13 protein-coding genes and 3 pseudogenes are annotated in these 16,562 nt (G+C 50.7%); 5 read left to right on the top strand and 11 right to left on the bottom strand.

Features of this window, described 5'->3' with window-relative positions:
• Positions 1–112: 112 nt before the first annotated feature.
• Positions 113–663: pseudogene (locus V7126_RS07660) on the bottom strand (hypothetical protein).
• A 90-nt stretch (positions 664–753) separates the two neighbouring features.
• Between V7126_RS07660 and V7126_RS07655 the strand changes: the two are divergent.
• Positions 754–1,341 (top strand): TetR/AcrR family transcriptional regulator, encoded by a 588-nt coding sequence (locus V7126_RS07655; RefSeq protein ID WP_046131653.1) that lies wholly within the window; start codon positions 754–756, stop codon positions 1,339–1,341.
• Between the two features lie 43 nt (positions 1,342–1,384).
• On the opposite strand, the pseudogene V7126_RS07650 reads toward V7126_RS07655, so the two are convergent.
• The 3 genes and pseudogenes from V7126_RS07650 to allC form a co-directional block, all read right to left on the bottom strand.
• Positions 1,385–2,748, bottom strand: a pseudogene (locus V7126_RS07650) (allantoinase).
• The gene (locus V7126_RS07645; protein ID WP_046131654.1) at positions 2,745–3,998 is read right to left on the bottom strand and encodes a pyridoxal-phosphate-dependent aminotransferase family protein; all 1,254 of its coding nucleotides are present in this window, start codon (positions 3,996–3,998) and stop codon (positions 2,745–2,747) included. The pseudogene V7126_RS07650 and the gene V7126_RS07645 overlap by 4 nt, the downstream one beginning before the upstream one ends.
• Before the next feature lie 14 nt (positions 3,999–4,012).
• Positions 4,013–5,263 carry an allantoate deiminase gene (gene allC, locus V7126_RS07640; protein ID WP_046131655.1) on the bottom strand — a complete coding sequence of 417 codons (1,251 nt, stop codon included), beginning with the start codon at positions 5,261–5,263 and terminating at the stop codon, positions 4,013–4,015.
• A 178-nt stretch (positions 5,264–5,441) separates the two neighbouring features.
• Between allC and V7126_RS07635 the strand changes: the two genes are divergently transcribed.
• Positions 5,442–7,043 carry a PucR family transcriptional regulator gene (locus V7126_RS07635; RefSeq protein WP_175075388.1) on the top strand — a complete coding sequence of 534 codons (1,602 nt, stop codon included), beginning with the start codon at positions 5,442–5,444 and terminating at the stop codon, positions 7,041–7,043.
• Positions 7,044–7,141: 98 nt separating this feature from the next.
• Here V7126_RS07635 and V7126_RS07630 read toward each other — a convergent pair whose 3' ends face one another.
• Positions 7,142–8,338, bottom strand: a complete 1,197-nt coding sequence (locus V7126_RS07630; RefSeq protein ID WP_175075389.1) for an MFS transporter — start codon at positions 8,336–8,338, stop codon at positions 7,142–7,144.
• A 688-nt stretch (positions 8,339–9,026) separates the two neighbouring features.
• Positions 9,027–10,427 (bottom strand): YfcC family protein, encoded by a 1,401-nt coding sequence (locus tag V7126_RS07625; RefSeq protein ID WP_046130177.1) that lies wholly within the window; start codon positions 10,425–10,427, stop codon positions 9,027–9,029.
• Between the two features lie 231 nt (positions 10,428–10,658).
• Between V7126_RS07625 and V7126_RS07620 the strand changes: the two genes are divergently transcribed.
• Both V7126_RS07620 and V7126_RS07615 read left to right on the top strand, forming a co-directional pair.
• The gene (locus V7126_RS07620) at positions 10,659–10,859 is read left to right on the top strand and encodes a hypothetical protein (protein ID WP_052948506.1); all 201 of its coding nucleotides are present in this window, start codon (positions 10,659–10,661) and stop codon (positions 10,857–10,859) included.
• Positions 10,860–10,962: 103 nt separating this feature from the next.
• The gene (locus tag V7126_RS07615; protein ID WP_335497415.1) at positions 10,963–11,778 is read left to right on the top strand and encodes an endonuclease I family protein; all 816 of its coding nucleotides are present in this window, start codon (positions 10,963–10,965) and stop codon (positions 11,776–11,778) included.
• A gap of 48 nt (positions 11,779–11,826) precedes the next feature.
• Here V7126_RS07615 and V7126_RS07610 read toward each other — a convergent pair whose 3' ends face one another.
• Complete coding sequence (locus tag V7126_RS07610) at positions 11,827–12,918, bottom strand: ABC transporter ATP-binding protein (protein ID WP_046130179.1); 1,092 nt, start codon at positions 12,916–12,918, stop codon at positions 11,827–11,829.
• Positions 12,919–13,028: 110 nt separating this feature from the next.
• On the opposite strand from V7126_RS07610, the gene V7126_RS07605 reads away from it, so the two are divergent.
• The gene (locus V7126_RS07605) at positions 13,029–13,757 is read left to right on the top strand and encodes a GntR family transcriptional regulator (protein ID WP_046130180.1); all 729 of its coding nucleotides are present in this window, start codon (positions 13,029–13,031) and stop codon (positions 13,755–13,757) included.
• On the opposite strand, the gene V7126_RS07600 is transcribed toward V7126_RS07605, so the two are convergent.
• From V7126_RS07600 to V7126_RS07585, 4 genes and pseudogenes are all read right to left on the bottom strand, one after another.
• Positions 13,748–14,578 (bottom strand): PfkB family carbohydrate kinase, encoded by an 831-nt coding sequence (locus V7126_RS07600; protein ID WP_046130181.1) that lies wholly within the window; start codon positions 14,576–14,578, stop codon positions 13,748–13,750. The two genes, V7126_RS07605 and V7126_RS07600, sit on opposite strands and share 10 nt — an antisense overlap.
• A 13-nt stretch (positions 14,579–14,591) precedes the next feature.
• Positions 14,592–15,488, bottom strand: a complete 897-nt coding sequence (locus V7126_RS07595; RefSeq protein WP_046130182.1) for a carbohydrate ABC transporter permease — start codon at positions 15,486–15,488, stop codon at positions 14,592–14,594.
• A 6-nt stretch (positions 15,489–15,494) separates the two neighbouring features.
• On the bottom strand, positions 15,495–16,391 hold the full coding sequence (locus V7126_RS07590; RefSeq protein WP_438823798.1) for a carbohydrate ABC transporter permease: 897 nt from the start codon (positions 16,389–16,391) through the stop codon (positions 15,495–15,497).
• Positions 16,388–16,562, bottom strand: a pseudogene (locus tag V7126_RS07585) (ABC transporter substrate-binding protein); the annotation flags it as partial. The gene V7126_RS07590 and the pseudogene V7126_RS07585, both read right to left, overlap by 4 nt.

Raw genomic sequence — 16,562 nt, 5'->3', positions numbered from 1 at the left:
TCTCTTTTTAGTTTATCACAGGTTTTTTCGAGAATCCTTTATTTCGGCCTGCATGTTAGCATTTCCTTCTCCCGAATCTTTATCATAAAAAAGAAGCCGGCACCCCGGCTCCTTAAGGCGTTTTCTTCGGAAAAAAGGTAAAGCTGAAGCTATAGAGAAAATCGATGGCGAGAATGACGGACCATAAAGCAGCAGTGCGCATTAAAGCTTCGGTTCTGTCAAAATCGCCGATGAACACGTGCAATCCCGCCAAAAGCGCCGCTCCGATCGCCCAGGCGGCAAAATGGCGAAGCCAGCCTGCCCGCTCTTTTTTGGCGTGTTCCTTTCCGTACCGCGGCCCTTTGTCAGGCTTCGGACCTCCGGCNNCTTCGGACCTCCGGCAAAGCGATAGGCGAACCGGACATCCGCCCATTTGATCATCCGGCTGCCGAATGCGACGCTGACCCCGATGTAGACGGCGGCCAGCCCGTGCAGAGTATCCGCTTTTGCCCCATTGTGCAAATCGACGGCCGTCGCTATAAGCAGCAGCAAATCTAGTACAGGCGTTGCGGCTAGAAACAACAAGCCGATTTTTTTCATCCCGGCAATATATCGAAAAAACAGACCTAACAGAATAAACACCCAAAATCCGATTTCACAAGCAATAATCAGCAATCCAATCATCTATGTTTCCCGCTCCTTTTTTCATACATTTGTGCTAAAAAAATAATAACACAAATGTATGAAATAATACAACTGTGTTATAATGAATATATGCCAAAAATCGTTGATCACGAAAAACAAAAAGAAAAAATTGCCGAGGTCGTCTGGAAGGTGATCCACAGAGAGGGACTTGACCATTGCACCGTCAGAAAAATCGCGGAGGAGGCGGGGCTTTCCGCAGGGGCGATGCGCCATTACTTCCCGAATCAGTCCCAGCTGTTCATCTATTCTATGCAGCTGGTCACAAACAGGGTGAAGGCGCGCATCGAACGGATGACATGGACGGGAACGCCTGCCGACGATGTGAAACAGCTTCTTCTTCAGTTTTTGCCCGTAGATGAAGAAAGAAAGCTGGAAATGGAGGCATGGCTGTCATTTACGGCGAAATCGCTCAGCGATCCGGAGCTCCAGCCGTTACGAAAGGAGATGAACGCAGGAATTTATTCAGCCTGCCAAAAGGCTGTTGAAGCGCTGACGCAATCCGCCGGGAATCCGGATATTGATGTGCCGATGGAAACGGAGCGGCTGTACGCCCTTATCGACGGACTTGCGCTCCACTCGCTCCTGGAGCCCGGACAAGTGTCGCAAGAAGTGATCGATTCCGTGCTGACAAGCCATTTAAAGTCCTTGGCCATGTGACAAAAACCAGCCTGACGGTGCAGTCAGGCTGGTTTCATTCGTTTCAAACATTGGAATATTGTACCGTTTTCAGCCATTCCCCCCCGTTGTGACGGAGCGGCCCGCTTCCGTCATAAACGAGCCGCCCTCTGTTGAATGCCGCCGCTGTGCGGCAGGGGAAAACGTGTCCTTCGTAAAGGCTTTGCTTATGCCTCATAAACATGCTGTCCTTTGTTACGGTGTACGAATCATTCAGGTCGATGACGGCAAAATCGGCGTCACAGCCGATTTTGATCTCGCCTTTTTTCCCGCCCAGGCCGAAACGGAGTGCGGGCGTCCGCGCCGTCCAGTCAGCCACCTTCTCAAATGGAAGCTTGTATGTCAAAGCGATCTCGATCATCGCCAAAAGCGTAAACTGGCCGCCGCTGATTCCGCCCCACGAGCGGAACAGATTGCCGCCTCCTTTTAATTCGGGAGGACATGGAGAATGGTCTGATGATATTATGTCGATTTTGCCTTCGACGAGCGCCTCGATAAGCGCGGATTTTCCCGCTTTTGACCGAAGCGGCGGAGCGCATTTCGCTTCCGCGCCCTTTTCCAGCAGCGCCCCATGGTCAAACAGAAGATAATGTGGACAGGTTTCAGCGGAAACGTCGATTCCATCTCGTTTCGCCTCAAAGATCAAATCGAGTGCTTCTTTCGTCGTCATATGGACAAAGTGAAGAGAACAGCCCGTGACAGCGGCAAACCGGAGGGCACGGAAAACGGCTTCAGCTTCAGCCTCCGGCGGCCGCGATGCCGCATACGCATCAGCATCCGTCCTCCCCGATTGTTCGGCTTCCTGCTGCAGAAATTTGATCATTGGATCGCTTTCGGCGTGAAGCGCCAATATTTTGTTGCAGGCGGCAATTTCCTTCATGCCCTCCAAAAGGGTCAAATCGTCTGCGGCTTGAAATTCTTCATTTCCCGCTTCGGAAAGAAACGCCTTAAAACCGATGACCCCGGCATCAGCCATACCTTTAAGGTGATGGATTTTTCCGGGGACGAGTCCGCCCCAAAGGGCAAAGTCGACGAGCGATTTTTCTTCGGCGATCGCCGCTTTCTCCTCGAGCGCCTGAACGGTGACGGTTGAAGGGATGCCGTTTAACGGCATGTCAAAATAGGTCGTGCACCCTCCCGCAGCCAGCATCCGTGATCCGTATGAATTCCCTCCCAATCGGGACGGCCCGGCTCGCTGAAATGGACGTGGCAATCGACGGCTCCGGGAAAGACGTACCGACCGTCAGCCCGCCATACCGTTCCGGCAGCTTTTTCGTCCAGTTCGCCGATCGCGGTGATCACCCCGTCTTTTACGCCGATATCGGCTTTTTCCGCTCCCTCCGGCAGTACGGCATAAGCGCCTTTCAACACGAGATCGTACACGTTCATGAAACCCCTCGATTCACAGCCGTTTTTCCATGATAAAAGGAGAGCGCGGCCTGAAGAGCGCGGCCCGGCTGAACAGGGGCTCCGACACGAATAAGGACCGCTTCAAGCGCCGCTAACGCAAATAGAATATTTTCTTTGCGGCAGCTGTAGCCCATCGTTCCGATTCTCCAGATTCTTCCGCAGAGGGGGCCGAATGAGCTTGCAATTTCAACGCCGAATTCCTTAAGCATCATGTTGCGCACCTCTTCTGCATCGACCCGTTCAGGCACCTTGACACAGGTGACCGTAGGAAGCTTTTTCTCTCCTTCCGCAAACAATTCGAGCCCCATCGCCCTGATTCCCTCTGTTAAGGCCGCTTCGTGAAGCCGGTGCCTTTCAAAGCGCTCGGACAGCCCTTCTTCGAGAACGGCGCGCGCGCCTTCCCGCAAGCCGTACAGCATGGATGTCGCTTCCGTATGGTGATTCAGTCGCCGCGGACTCCAGTAATCCATCAGCTGGCTGATGTCAAAATAGTTGCTGTATATCGGCAGATGGTCCCTTTCCCGCTTCATGTCTTCTTCTGTAGCAATGCCGCGTTCGACTTTTTTCCTTTCGTTGATCCGCGCTTCGATCCGGCTGTTAAACGTAATCGGCGCCATGCCGGACGGAACGGATAAACACTTTTGCGTTCCGCCGATGACGGCGTCCAAACACCACTCGTCCGTATTCACGTCCGTCCCGCCGATCGTTGCGACCGCATCGACCACGCACAGCACGCCGAGCTCACGGCAGAACCTGCCGATTTTCTCAAGCGGCTGCATGCATCCCGTCGATGTCTCGCCGTGTACGATTGCCACGATTTCCGGCTTGACGCGTTTAATTTCCCGAATGACGTCCTCAGGATCAAACACCTCTCCCCAAGGGCATTCCATCGTATGTACGTCGGCGCGGCAGCGTTCACATATCTCGACAAGCAGATGGCCGAACCTTCCGAATATCGGAACGAGCACCTTATCGCCGGGTCTGATGATGCTTATGAGGACCGCTTCAAGCCCCGCTCTCGACGTCCCGTCGACCGGAAACGCCCACTTGTTTTTCGTCCGGAAAATCTGCCGCAGCAGTTCCATGACCTCGTTCATCATATTCGTGAATGCCGGGTCAAACTGGCCGAGCACAGGGTTTGAAAGGGCCCGCAGCACTCTTGGGTCGGCTTCGACCGGTCCCGGCGTCATAATCGTCCGTTTGGGAATATTGATTTCTCCGATTGTCATCACCTTTTCTCCTCTCATTCATAAGCCAAAGTATATAGCAGATTGGCGAGCAGCCTGATCCCCGAATTGAGGTCATCCGGATTCGTCCATTCCTCTGGCGAATGGCTGATCCCGTTCCGGCTCGGAACGAACAGCAGCGTCGTCGGACAATGCGTCCCGAAGATTTGGGCGTCGTGCCCCGCTCCGCTGACCATTTCCCGATAGGATACGTTTGTTTTCTCAGCCGCCCGCTTGGAGAGGCGCGTCAATTCCCGATCCATTTTCACAGGTTTTGCATCCGTCGTCTGCACCGCGCTGATCTGAACGCCCGACACTTCGGAGAGCTCTGTGAAATATCTGAAAATATCTTCGCCGAATCGATCCAGCACCGCTTCGCTGTGATGCCGAAGATCAAGAGAAAAAACGGCTTCACCCGAAATGACGTTCGGGACATTCGGCTTTGCTTCAAGCCGTCCGACCGTGGCCGTTAGAAGCGGATCGGCAGCTCTTGCTTTTTTCGTCAAGTATGAAATGCAAAGAGACGATATCGCGACCGCATCCTTCCTTGTATTCATCGGCGTCGTCCCTGCATGGTTGCTTTCGCCTTTGACGGTGACGGTATAGCGCCGCTGCCCGACGATGTCGGTGACGATTCCGATCTGCCGGCCGCTCGCCTCCAGGATGCCGCCTTGTTCAATGTGGAGCTCGATAAAGCATGCCGCATCATTTCTGAACGGCTTCTTGTACCTCCCTTCCCCAAAGCCGCACTGCTTCATCGCCTGTTCGATCGAGATTCCGTCGCGGTCGCAGACAGCGGGAGCCTTTGTACAGTCGAACAGGCCCGTCAGATTTCCCGACCCCCAAAATGTAAGGGGAAAACGGCTACCTTCTTCTTCGCACAGGGAAACGACTTCGATCGGCCTTTTCGGCGCTCCGTAAGCTTCACGGAGCCGTTTTGCGGCAAGAAGGCCCGCCAGAATTCCATATGCCCCGTCGAGCCTTCCGCCGTTTGTGACCGTATCGATATGCGAACCGGTCAATATCGCCTTTTGTTGAGTCTCTGTTCCTTCTATTCTTCCAAACAGATTCCCTGAGTCGTCAAAATAAGCATCCATTCCCCAGCCCTCCATCTTTTCTTTTAAAGCGTGCTGGGCATCCAGCCAGGGCCTGGTATAGAGAAGCCTTGTCACTCCCCCTTCCCCGCTGTCGCCAAATGAAGCGAGCCAGGTGATCATTTCTTCAATTTCGCTTGCTGTGCTGCCGGTTATACGGGCATTCATAGTCATGTAAAGAAACTTCCTTTCTATTTTCTTGTTATATTTCTTTACAACTTTATATATAAATCCCAGTTTACTGATAATATAAACAATAAACATCGGCATAATTGTCACAATTTCATTCGTTTTTTGTTGATCTTAACCAAAATGTCGTCACGTTTCTTTACGAAGGAGGCTGAAAGATCAAATGAACATTTTTGACATCATGCAGCTCCCCGTGTTTAAAGGTGCAAGGCTTGCCGCAGGGGAATCCGGAGGCTTCAGGACCATTCAGCACATCAATATGATGGATGCGCCGGACATCGCTGATTTTCTTCATCCGGACGAGCTGCTTGTCACGACCGCTTATCATGTAAAGGACCGTCCGCATTTATTAAAAGAATTGATCGAGAAGATGATCAAGCGAGGCTGCGCGGGACTCGGCATTAAAACGAAGCGCTTTTTGAGGGAAATTCCCGAAGAGGTGATTGCCATTGCCGATCGGCAGTCGTTTCCGATAATCGAATTGAACGAAAGCGTCCGCCTCGGCGACATTGTCAACCATACGCTGAGCCATATTCTCGATAAGCGAACTCTTGAGCTTGAACAGGCGATAAATGCCCAAAAACAATTCACAGATCATATCATGAGCGGGAGAAGCATTCAGTCGCTGGTGAAAAATGTGTCACTTATATTGGGTATGCCCGTTCTCCTTTTAAATCAGCACCTCAAGCCGATATCCCCGCAAGGAGCGGATCGATCCGAAGGGCCGCCGCTTCATGAAGGCATTTTTCACAGAGGCAGCAAAACGGCTTTCACGTGCTTTTCAACCCTTTCCAAACAGAAAACATATTCCGTATTCCCGATCTATACCCATGAAAAAAAATGCGGCTTTCTCGTCGTGTGCGGGATGATTCCAGCCACTGACAAAGGCCTGCTGTTAACGATTGAACAAGCAGCCAATGTGATCGGTTTTGAACTGATGAAAGAAAACGCGCTCAAGCAGTATACGAGAAGAGCGCGCAATGAGTTTTTCAGCAATTTTTTGGACGGAGCCTTTTCTTCGCCGGCCGAGATTAAAAACCGCGCCAAAGAATTCGCGCTGAAGTGGGACCAAAAGTATTTATGCATTGCCGGCAAATTGGACCGCAACGAAAAAGCGGTCAGCTTCACGGAGAACCAGCTGGAATCTGACGGCGTGTTCGAGTTTTTGGAAGAAGAGCTCGGTCGTTTTCCGTTTCCTCCGCACCTGTTTATCAAAGGAAACACGTGCTTCCTCCTCGCCGAGGGAACGGACAGCTGGGCGGAAATGAACGCGGCGGTTTACGCGTTTTTACGGCGGTTTCAGCAAAATGCCGCAAAGCACTTCCGGCGAACGATTTCCTTTGGCATCAGCAATCTCTGCCATCAGCTTGCCGCTGTCCCCGATATCTGCAAAGAAGCGCTCGACGCCCTGCACTCCGGTCACCTTTCCGGCGGCACAGAATTCATTCAAACATACCATATGAAGGATGTGTCAGAGCTGCTGAGGATGATTCCGGTCGACGATTTAAAAAAGTTTTGCACATATACGCTGCAAAACTTGGCACATCTCCCCCGCGATGATCAAGGGCTAATTCATACATTATCCGTCTATTTAGAAACGCACTGCCAAATTTCTGAGACGGCAAAACGTCTGTATGTCCACAGAAATACGGTCATTTACAGGCTTGAAAAATGCGAGGAGCTCCTTGGAAAAAGCCTGAAGGATGCCGACACCACGCTGCGCTTACGGCTGGCTCTCAGAATTCAAATGCTGCTTAACATGTAAGAAAATGCTGCGGCTTGCTCGGAAAAATGGAGAAAACGCCAGCACATCATTTCAATCAACATGCGGCCATAAAAAAACGCCGGCATTTGCCGGCTGCTTTATACTTTTTCCGGGATTGCTCTGGTTTGCTTTTTCCGTCCCCAGCCGACCGCCGCCAAAAAACTCAAGACAAGGACGGCCGCGCCAAACACGTATGGAATTTCGATGTTCACGTCGAACAGCAGCCCCGCAACCGCAGGTCCGACAATGTTGGCAAGGCTCATGAACGCATTGTTCATTCCTGCCGCAAAGCCCTGCTCATCTCCGGCCATTTTCGAAATGAGGGTATTGATCGCCGGGCGAAGGATGGATGTCAGCATAAAGAAGACGATCGTCGCGCCGAACACAAGCCAATACGATCCGGCCAGCGAGCAAACGACGAGCGCTGCAGCCGAGCCGATCAATGTGATGTTCATCAGACGCTTTTCGCCGAAGCGGTTCGTGAGCATTCCAAGGGCAACGGCTTGCACAAACACGCCGATCAAGCTTGCCGCCGTGATGACAAACGCGATGTCTCCCGGTGTAAACCCGTGCTTGTGATCGACATACAAACTGAAGACCGCTTCAAAATTCATGATGCCGAAGTTCAAAACGAACACCAAAACGAGCAGAAACGCATACGGCGATTTCAGCGCCCGCGTCATTTGCTTCAGCAGGGGTTCGCGCCGTTCGCCGGACCGCCGCTTTTCAAGCATCTTTTCTTCGCTGAGCGTTTCCGGAAGCACGAAAAGCGACAGTACTGTTGCAACGCAGGCTAAACCGGCTGACACGTAAAACGGAAAAGCGAGCCCGTACGCCACCAAATAGCCGCCTGCTCCGGGGCCGATGACAAATCCGAGTGACATCGCCGCACTGATCAGCCCCATCCCTTTGCTGCGGTCCTTTTCTGAGGTGATGTCCGCGATATAGGCAAACATCGCCGGAACCAAAAAGGCCGCCCCCGCTCCGCCCAAAAGGCGCGAAACAAACAGGAGCCACATCTGGCCGGCCCAGGCGAAAATGAGCTGTGAAACGGCAAACGCTCCGATGCCGAGTATGATCATTTTCCGCCTGCCGTATTTATCCGTCATTTCCCCTGCAACAGGCGAAAACAGCAGTTGCGTAATACCGGAGGCCGCGATTAACAGGCCAAGCGTCCCTCCCGAGGCGCCGAATTTTTCTATAAATGTAGGCATGAGCGGAATGATCAGCCCGATGCCGAGCATGACGATAAATACGTTCAGCATAAGGATATATAATCTGGCCATATTTTTCATGCGCATACCCCTTCCTTTTCGTCCGAAAACAGGACTTTTTCTTCAAGGTCAAACTGCTACTCAATCAGTATATCCAGCGGTGGATTTAAAGTCTAGTTTTTTCATATTTTATTTATTTTGTATATTTTTTCTTTACGAAAGCGCAATAGGTTTGTCATTAGGAATAAAATGCGCAGGTGTTGAGAACAGGAAGAAATGACTGATCTGCTATATCGGGAGACTTGCTTCTTATCAGCATTGAAAGGCGTCAGGGAGCTGGTGCACGATCTGGAAGAAACTTATGAAGACTATATAAAGAGGGGATGCACAAGTCTGAAACTAACCGATAACGAATTGACCCGATCAGGGATATGTCTGGAATCATCGGGGACATTTCAATCAAGAGGGTAGAAAAATCCGTCTCGAGGAACGGTTCCCCGCCGGCTGCCTCCGCGATTCGGATTTTAGCGGAGCTTTCCTCAGGACACGGAGCATTGAAACGCGGATTTCAGCCGCTTCCACTTTGCAAAACTGCATATGTAAAAAAATGAACTTCAAATTCCTGTGCAAAACGTCCAATTCCGCTTCACCTGCTTAAAGAAAGCAGACCTTTATCAGAGCCAACAGCCGGCTTATCACGCGAGCTTGCCGTTTTGCAAAATATCATGGATTTTAGAGGAGGACTGGCGCCTAACGCCAGTCTTTTAAACTACGACCAGCGGGCGGCATGGGCGATCAGCAAGAACACGACGGCGGCCGCCATCCAAAGGCAAAAGAGCGGCATGACGAATCGCAGCCATTTGTTCCAGGATATCCGGCTGATCGCAAGCGTTGCCATAAAATAGCCTGACGTCGGAAATATGATGTTTGAAAAACCGTCTCCGAATTGGAAGGCAAGGATCGCCGTCTGTCTCGTAATCCCGACGATGTCAGCCAATGGAGCCATGATCGGCATCATGATCAATGCCTGGCCGCTTCCGCTCGGAACAAAAAAGTTAAACAGCATCTGTGTAAAGAGCATCGCAGTGACCGTCAAATATGAAGGGAATTGTGAGACGGCATGCGATAAGGCGTACACAATCGTATCCATGATCTGTCCTTCCGTCATCACGACAGCGACAGCTCTTGCGATTCCGCAGACCATCGCACCGACCATCACTTCTTTAAACCCTTCGTTTAAAGACTCGGCGATCTCCCTTGAATTCAAGCCGGCGATCACTGCGGGGACGATCCCGAGCGCGAGAAAATAGCCGGCCATCGCCGTCATGTCCCACCTGAAGGCAATGACACACCCGATCAATCCAGCAAACAACACGAGAGCTGCAATCCCGGCACATTTGATCCGTGTTCCTCCCTCAAAAGCGGGAGCCGGTTCGGGCGCTTCTTTCTCCGTCAAGCTTTTTTCCGGATCGGCTCTTACGGCTTCCGCATACTTGAGCACATATATGACGCCCAGCGCCGTGATCACAAAGAAAATGACCGTCCGATATCCCATCCCCGAATACAGAGGAACGCCTGTGATCGTTTGCGAGATGCCCACTGTGAAAGGATTGGTCAATGCGCTCGTAAAACCGGCAATCGTCCCGCACAGCGCGATGGCGGCAGCCGTCATCCGGTCATAGCCGAAAGCCAGCATTAACGGCAGGATGACGGGAACATAGACGATCGACAATTCAGGGGTGCCGATGAAACAGGCAATGCCGGAGAAAACGAACATTAACGCCGGAATAATGAAAACCGGCCTGCTCCTGAACATATTTCCCAACAGGCGGACGCCGAGCTCAATGACGGCCGCTTTCCGCAAAACGGCAAAGACCCCGCCCGCCGTAAATGTAAAAAAGATAATCGGAGCCGCCTCCGTCATCCCTTTCGGCACAGAAGACACAAGCGTCAGCAAATCGACCGGAGACTGATCAATCCACTGATAGGAATTCGGGTCGACCATTTCCCTGCCGTCAGAGGTTTTGATCCTTTCGTATTCACCCGATGGTATGATGTATGTCGCAAGAGCCATGAGCATAATCATTGCGGCAAGGATGACATAAATGTGGGGAAATTCTTTTTTACGCTTCTTTTTCAATTCCTTAGTTTGATAAGCCGGCACTCCCATGGTTTGATCATCTCCCTTTCATGTTAACTTTTTTAACATATTAAATGTTTTCCAATCGTAATAGCATTGAAAAATCCTCCGAATTTTCGCAGATTATCGGTTAACATATCTAAAAAGGCCAGTCATCTCGTAAGATTTTCTCTCAACATAGCCTCTGTTTTCGTGTAAAGTCATAAGAAAAAACAAAAAAGAGCGGCTACACATTGCGGTAATGGATGAAAGAAGTGGGCGATGGGAAAAAGGGTCGCCGTGGATTTTACCTATGAGGAAGCGAAGCAGTCGGCAGACGCACAATACGAAAGAAAGCAGGTCATCTTGAATTACGCGCTTCGCTACTATTTGTTCGAACACTGCCCGCCGACCGAAAAAGGCGCCCTGACAGCAGAGCGCCAGCTTCAAGAGAAAGCGTGTTTGGACGTTCTTAACAGTTGAAGAGCGTCATTTACAAGACAGTAAGAAAAACGTAAACAAAATGACATTTCCTATTCATGATATGTTTGGATAATAAAAGAAACGAAAAGGAGGTTATCGCTCGATGATCAGAATGTCTGTGCTGCCGTTTATGCTGATGCTGTCATTCCTTTGCATGCCTGCCGGACAGGCGAAGGCTTTTTCCCTGCTTCCGCTGAAACCATTGTCTTACAGCTCCTCCGCTCCGCAAGATTATTACGCGGATGCGGAAGGAAAAACCGGGAAGGCGTTGAAACAGGCGCTTCACGATGCAATCGACGATCATACACAGCTTACGTACAGCCAAGTATGGGACGCGCTGAAAACGACCGATGAAGATCCGGCCAACCCAAACAACGTTCTTTTATTGTATTCCGGGGATTCCCGCTCCAAAAACGAAAGCGGGGGAAGTACGGGGGATTGGAACCGGGAGCACGTCTGGGCTAAATCGCACGGCGAATTTGGAACATCTAAAGGTCCCGGAACAGACCTGCACCATATCAGGCCGAGCGACGTACAAGTGAATTCAGCGCGGGGGAACCTTGACTTTGACGAAGGCGGCGCGGAGTATCGCGATGCCCCCGGAAATTATTATGACGGGGATTCATGGGAACCGAACAGCCGCGTGAAAGGCGATGTCGCCAGAATGATTTTTTATATGGACGTCCGCTATGAAGGCGATGACGGATATCCCAACCTTGAAATGAACGACAGGACGAACAACGGCTCTAATCCGTACCACGGCAAAATGGCCGTCCTGCTGAAATGGCATAAAGAAGACCCTGTTGATAACCTGGAAAGGAGAAGAAACGATATCATCTATGAGCGCTACCAGCATAACCGCAATCCGTTCATTGACCACCCGGAGTGGGCCGAAGCAATCTGGGGGCCAGGGGCGTAAAGCAGCATGCTTTGCGGAACAAACGAAGGCGCTTTTCCGGCGCCTTTTTTAGATGGACGCCTCTGTTTCGGGATCAAAAAAGACGGCATGCTCCATGCTGACGGACAGACAGATCACCTCTCCGGGGGCAAGGCTTCTTTCTCCGTCAAGCCTTGCAACGAACTGCGCTTCTCCGATTGCGGCGTGCAGAAATTGTTCAGGCCCCATATTTTCGCTTAACTCGACCTTCGCTTGAAAGCCTGTCCCGTCCGGTTGCCCTTCTTTTATATGTTCAGGCCGGATACCGAGAACCGCTTCCTTCCGGATGTAGCCTTTTCTTTTTAACCGACCGCTTTTTTCTTTCGGGATACGAAGACGAATTTCCGAATTGGCGAAAAACAACTCACCATTCTGCTCCTCGATGACTCCCTTTAGAAAATTGATGCCGGGCGAGCCGATAAAGCCTGCGACAAACTGATTGGCCGGATGGTGATAAATGTCGTGCGGAGTTGCCACCTGCTGGATTTCCCCGTTGTACATCACGACAATCCGGTCGCCCATCGTCATCGCTTCTGTCTGATCATGGGTAACATAGATGACCGTTGTTTCAAGCCGCTGATGGAGCTTGCTGATTTCCGTTCTCATTGCCGTTCTCAGTTTGGCATCCAAATTGGACAGGGGCTCATCCATTAAAAATACCTGGGGCTCGCGGACGATCGACCTGCCGAGCGCAACCCGTTGTCTCTGGCCGCCTGATAAGGCTTTCGGCTTCCTTTTTAGCAAATGGCCGATCTCCAGGATCTCAGCAGCCTCATTAACGCGCTTTTCGATTTGCTTTTTTGAAAACTTCCTCAGCTTCAGGCCGAACGCCATATTGTCAAACACGGTCATGTGCGGATACAGGGCATAATTTTGAAAGACCATCGCAATATCGCGGTCTTTCGGGTGCACGTCATTCATCAGCTCATCCCCGAGGTAAAGCTCTCCTTCTGTCAGCTTTTCCAATCCGGCCGTCATTCTGAGCGCCGTCGATTTTCCGCATCCGGAGGGACCGACGATGACGAGAAATTCTTTATCCTTTACTTCTAAATGAAAATCTTTTAAAGCGTAATGCTCTGGCCCGCATTTCTTATGGACGTGGCAAAACGTTAGTGAAGCCATGTATACCCTCTCCTTTTGCAGCAATTTTTACGTCTCTGTCATCAGCGAATTGTATTATAACGTAATAATACATTATAATATTGGTGAATACGTGAAGGAGGACGTTCATTTTGTTAAATAACGATAGTTCCAAACCTCTGTATGTTCAGCTCAAACAAATCATATCAGACGATATCAAGCGGGGCATCTATTCGCCGTCGGAAAAGCTGCCCGCTGAAAATGAACTTTGCGAAATCTATAATGTCAGCCGCATTACCGTCAGAAAAGCGATTTCCGATCTTGTCGAAGAAGGCTATCTAACACGGCAGCAAGGAAAAGGGACTTTCGTAAAAAGCCCGAAAATGAAACGGGAGCTGGTTGCCGTAAACGGCTATTCCGAATATATGATGTCAACCGGGAAAACTCCGAGGCATAAAGTCATTTCCGCTGAGAAAAAAGCAGCCCCCCGGCACATTGCGAAAAGGCTTCAATTACCGCCGGAAAGTCCTGTGCTCGAGCTGAAGCGGATTTTGTTCAACGATGACATGCCGTTCACATTTGATATCACGCACTATCCGCTCAGCCGGTTTCCCGATATCGACCGTTTCATCAGCGATTCCGTGTCCATGCACCACATCTTAAAAACCGAATATCAAGTAAGCCCTGCTTACAATACAAAGCTGTTAAACGTCGTCTTTGCCAAAGCGGAAGACAGCAAGCATTTGGCATGCGACATCGGGGATGCGCTGTTTGAAATTGATAAAGTCGCCTACGGCGCAGAAGACGACCCCATTTATTGCTCGTTGTTTCTGATGCATACGAACCGCGTCACATTCACGATCAACAGCTCTCAGGCATGATCCTTCAATGAAAAAGGGCGTCCGCAGCCGAAAGCCCCGTATGTCAGACATGTGTCTGCCGCGGCTTCGGCTGCTCTGCCAAGAGCCTTTTCCAGGCTGCTCCCGTTCATATAAGCCGTCAAAAAACCTGCGATAAAGGAATCCCCCGCCCCGAGCGTGTCAATCGCCTGCACCGGAACGACAGGCTGTTCGGCGATATCTCCTCCCCGGCGCAAAACAGCGCCCTCTTCTCCCCTTGTCACGCATACCGTCTCAGCGCCAAACCGGCTTGCGTCTTCAAGCAGGAGAAGGCATTCCTCCTTTGTCAAACCGCTCCCCGAGAAGAAAGCATATGTCAAATGAGGGCAAACCCGTTTCATGTACTCCCTGTCATGCGTTGTCGAAAAATCGAATGAAACGGCAGCAAGCCGGTAAAGTTCGGGAAGCGCGTGCTCGATCCGGCTGTACACGCTCGTGTGCACGACATCGTGGCGCGCGATGAAAGCGGCGTCTTCTGCGGTCAATATCAGACCGAGCTCAGACTGGATGCCGCCTTTGTTTGAACGGACGAACACCCTGTCGCCGTGTTCGTTCAGCTTGACGACGGCCATTCCGTTTTGTCCGTGTGCGCGCCGGATTCTGCTGATGTTGATTCCCTCCTGCTTCAAAACCTGTAATACATGATCTCCCGTTTCATCATTGCCAAGGATGCCGATATATGAAGCACGGGCCCCCGCCCGTTTTGAAAGAACGGCGACATTTAGCGCATTTCCTCCGGGATAGAACATATCCTGATCTTCGTAATAATCGACGACATTGTCACCAATCGCAAGCAACTGCACATCCATTCCTCCCTTAGCCTTTTACGCTTCCGCCGGCAATGCCGCGGACGAAATACTTTTGCATGAACAAAAACAGAATGACGATCGGTGCAGCTGAAATCGTCAGCCCGGCGAGCAGCACGCCCCAATCCGTCGAAAGAGCATCCCTGAATTGCATGAGTCCGGCAGGGATCGTCTTAAAGTTCTCATCATCAATAAAAATAATCGCAAACATAAATTCGTTCCATGTATGATAAGCCGTCAAAATACCCGATGTCAGCATGATCGGCAGACCCATCGGCAAGAAAATTTTTAAAAATACGCCGAAGCTTGTGCAGCCGTCAATATAAGCCGCTTCTTCAAGTTCTTTCGGGATCGACAAAAAATACGAACGAATCAAAATGACCGTAAACGGAATCCGGTACGCCGCATACGGCAATATCAGCGCCCAATACGTATTGTAGAGCCCGAGCGATTGAATGATCGAATAAAGGGGAACGATGCTGATCTGGGGCGTCAGCATCAGCCCGCCGAGACAAAGAATAAAAACCGCTGTTTTTCCTTTAAATTCAAACCTCGCGAGACCGTAGGCGGCCCATGCGCTGACAAATACGGTGATCACGCATGTCAAAAACGTCACGATGACGCTGTTCATAAAATAAGCCGATATCCCCTGATTCCAGGCGGCCGCATAATTTTCAAAATGCCATTCTTTCGGAAGGGACCAGCTGTGCTCAAAAATATCATCAGAGCTTTTCAGCGAGCTCATCACCATCCACAATAACGGATAGCTGACGGCTGCCGTATACAGCAGCAAATATAAGTATACCGCGGGCACTCCGGCATGCCGCTTTTTCCTCCGGCTTCCGGTCTTCACGCCCCTGTTCGGCGCAGCTTCAGGAACAAACGCCTCCGTTTTTTCTGACAGCATGATTTTTTAGTCCCCCTTTCCCGTTTTGAACAGCCTCATCTGGACGATGGAAAGGCTGAGCGTTATCAATAAAATCACGGTCGCAATCGCTGAGGCATAGCCCATCATGTCTTTTGAAAATGCCGCTTTATACAAAAACGTGCTTAGCACCTCTGAGGCATTTCCAGGGCCCCCGCCCGTCAAAATATACGGCTCGTTAAATACGGTAAAAGCACCCGTCAGCGTCATCACGACGGCGACAAATGACATCTCTTTCGTCCCCGGCACGGTGATCGCAAAAAACGTCCTGACTTTCCCTGCACCGTCAAGAAGCGCCGCTTCGTAAAGCTCGGACGGGATTTTCTGAATGGCCACAATATAAAGCATGGCGATATAGCCGACGGACTGCCATTGGGAAACGAAAATGACGGAAAGCATCGCGGTTTCTCTGTCACCGAGCCAGGCTCTCGTCCACTGATCGAGTCCGACGGCCTGCAAGAACTGATTCAGCAAACCAGTATCGGGATTATAGATGAAATCGAATAATAAAGCGATAACCGTCATGGAAATGACGACAGGAAGGAAAAAAACCGTTCTGAAAAAAGGAGAGCTCCTTCTCAGCAGCCGGTCCTCAAGGATGGCGGCCGTGATCAATCCGCCGCCTACTTGAAATACGATGGATACGGCGGCATACAGGGCATTGTTTTTCAGCGCTTGAAAAAATACCGGATCTTGAAACAGCTGGATGTAGTTGCCGAAACCGATGAACGCCTTTTGCGGCTCAAACGTGCTCCATTGAAAAAAGCTCAACACAATGTTTTGCAATATCGGAATATAGACAAACAAAAGAAACAGCAAAGCCGGAAACAAAAAGACAAAGGGTAGCCACCGACTCCGATTAACCAAGCATTTCACTCCATTCATTTAGATTTTGCCGCTTTTTGCACCTCTTTCATGACTTCCCCGGGCGTCATATCGCCCCCGAGCATCTTTTGAACGTTCATTAAATAAGCATCTGCGATTTCCGCGTCAACATCCATGTCAAACCATGCGACCATCCCCTTTGCCTTATTGAGGCTGCCGACGGCCTCGAGC

It is taken from the genome of Bacillus sp. JJ675, assembly GCF_036963165.1.
GTDB classification, from domain to species: Bacteria; Bacillota; Bacilli; order Bacillales; family Bacillaceae; genus Bacillus; species Bacillus glycinifermentans.
Note: the sequence above shows the minus strand (reverse complement) of the source record. Positions and strands in the feature narration are given on the sequence as shown.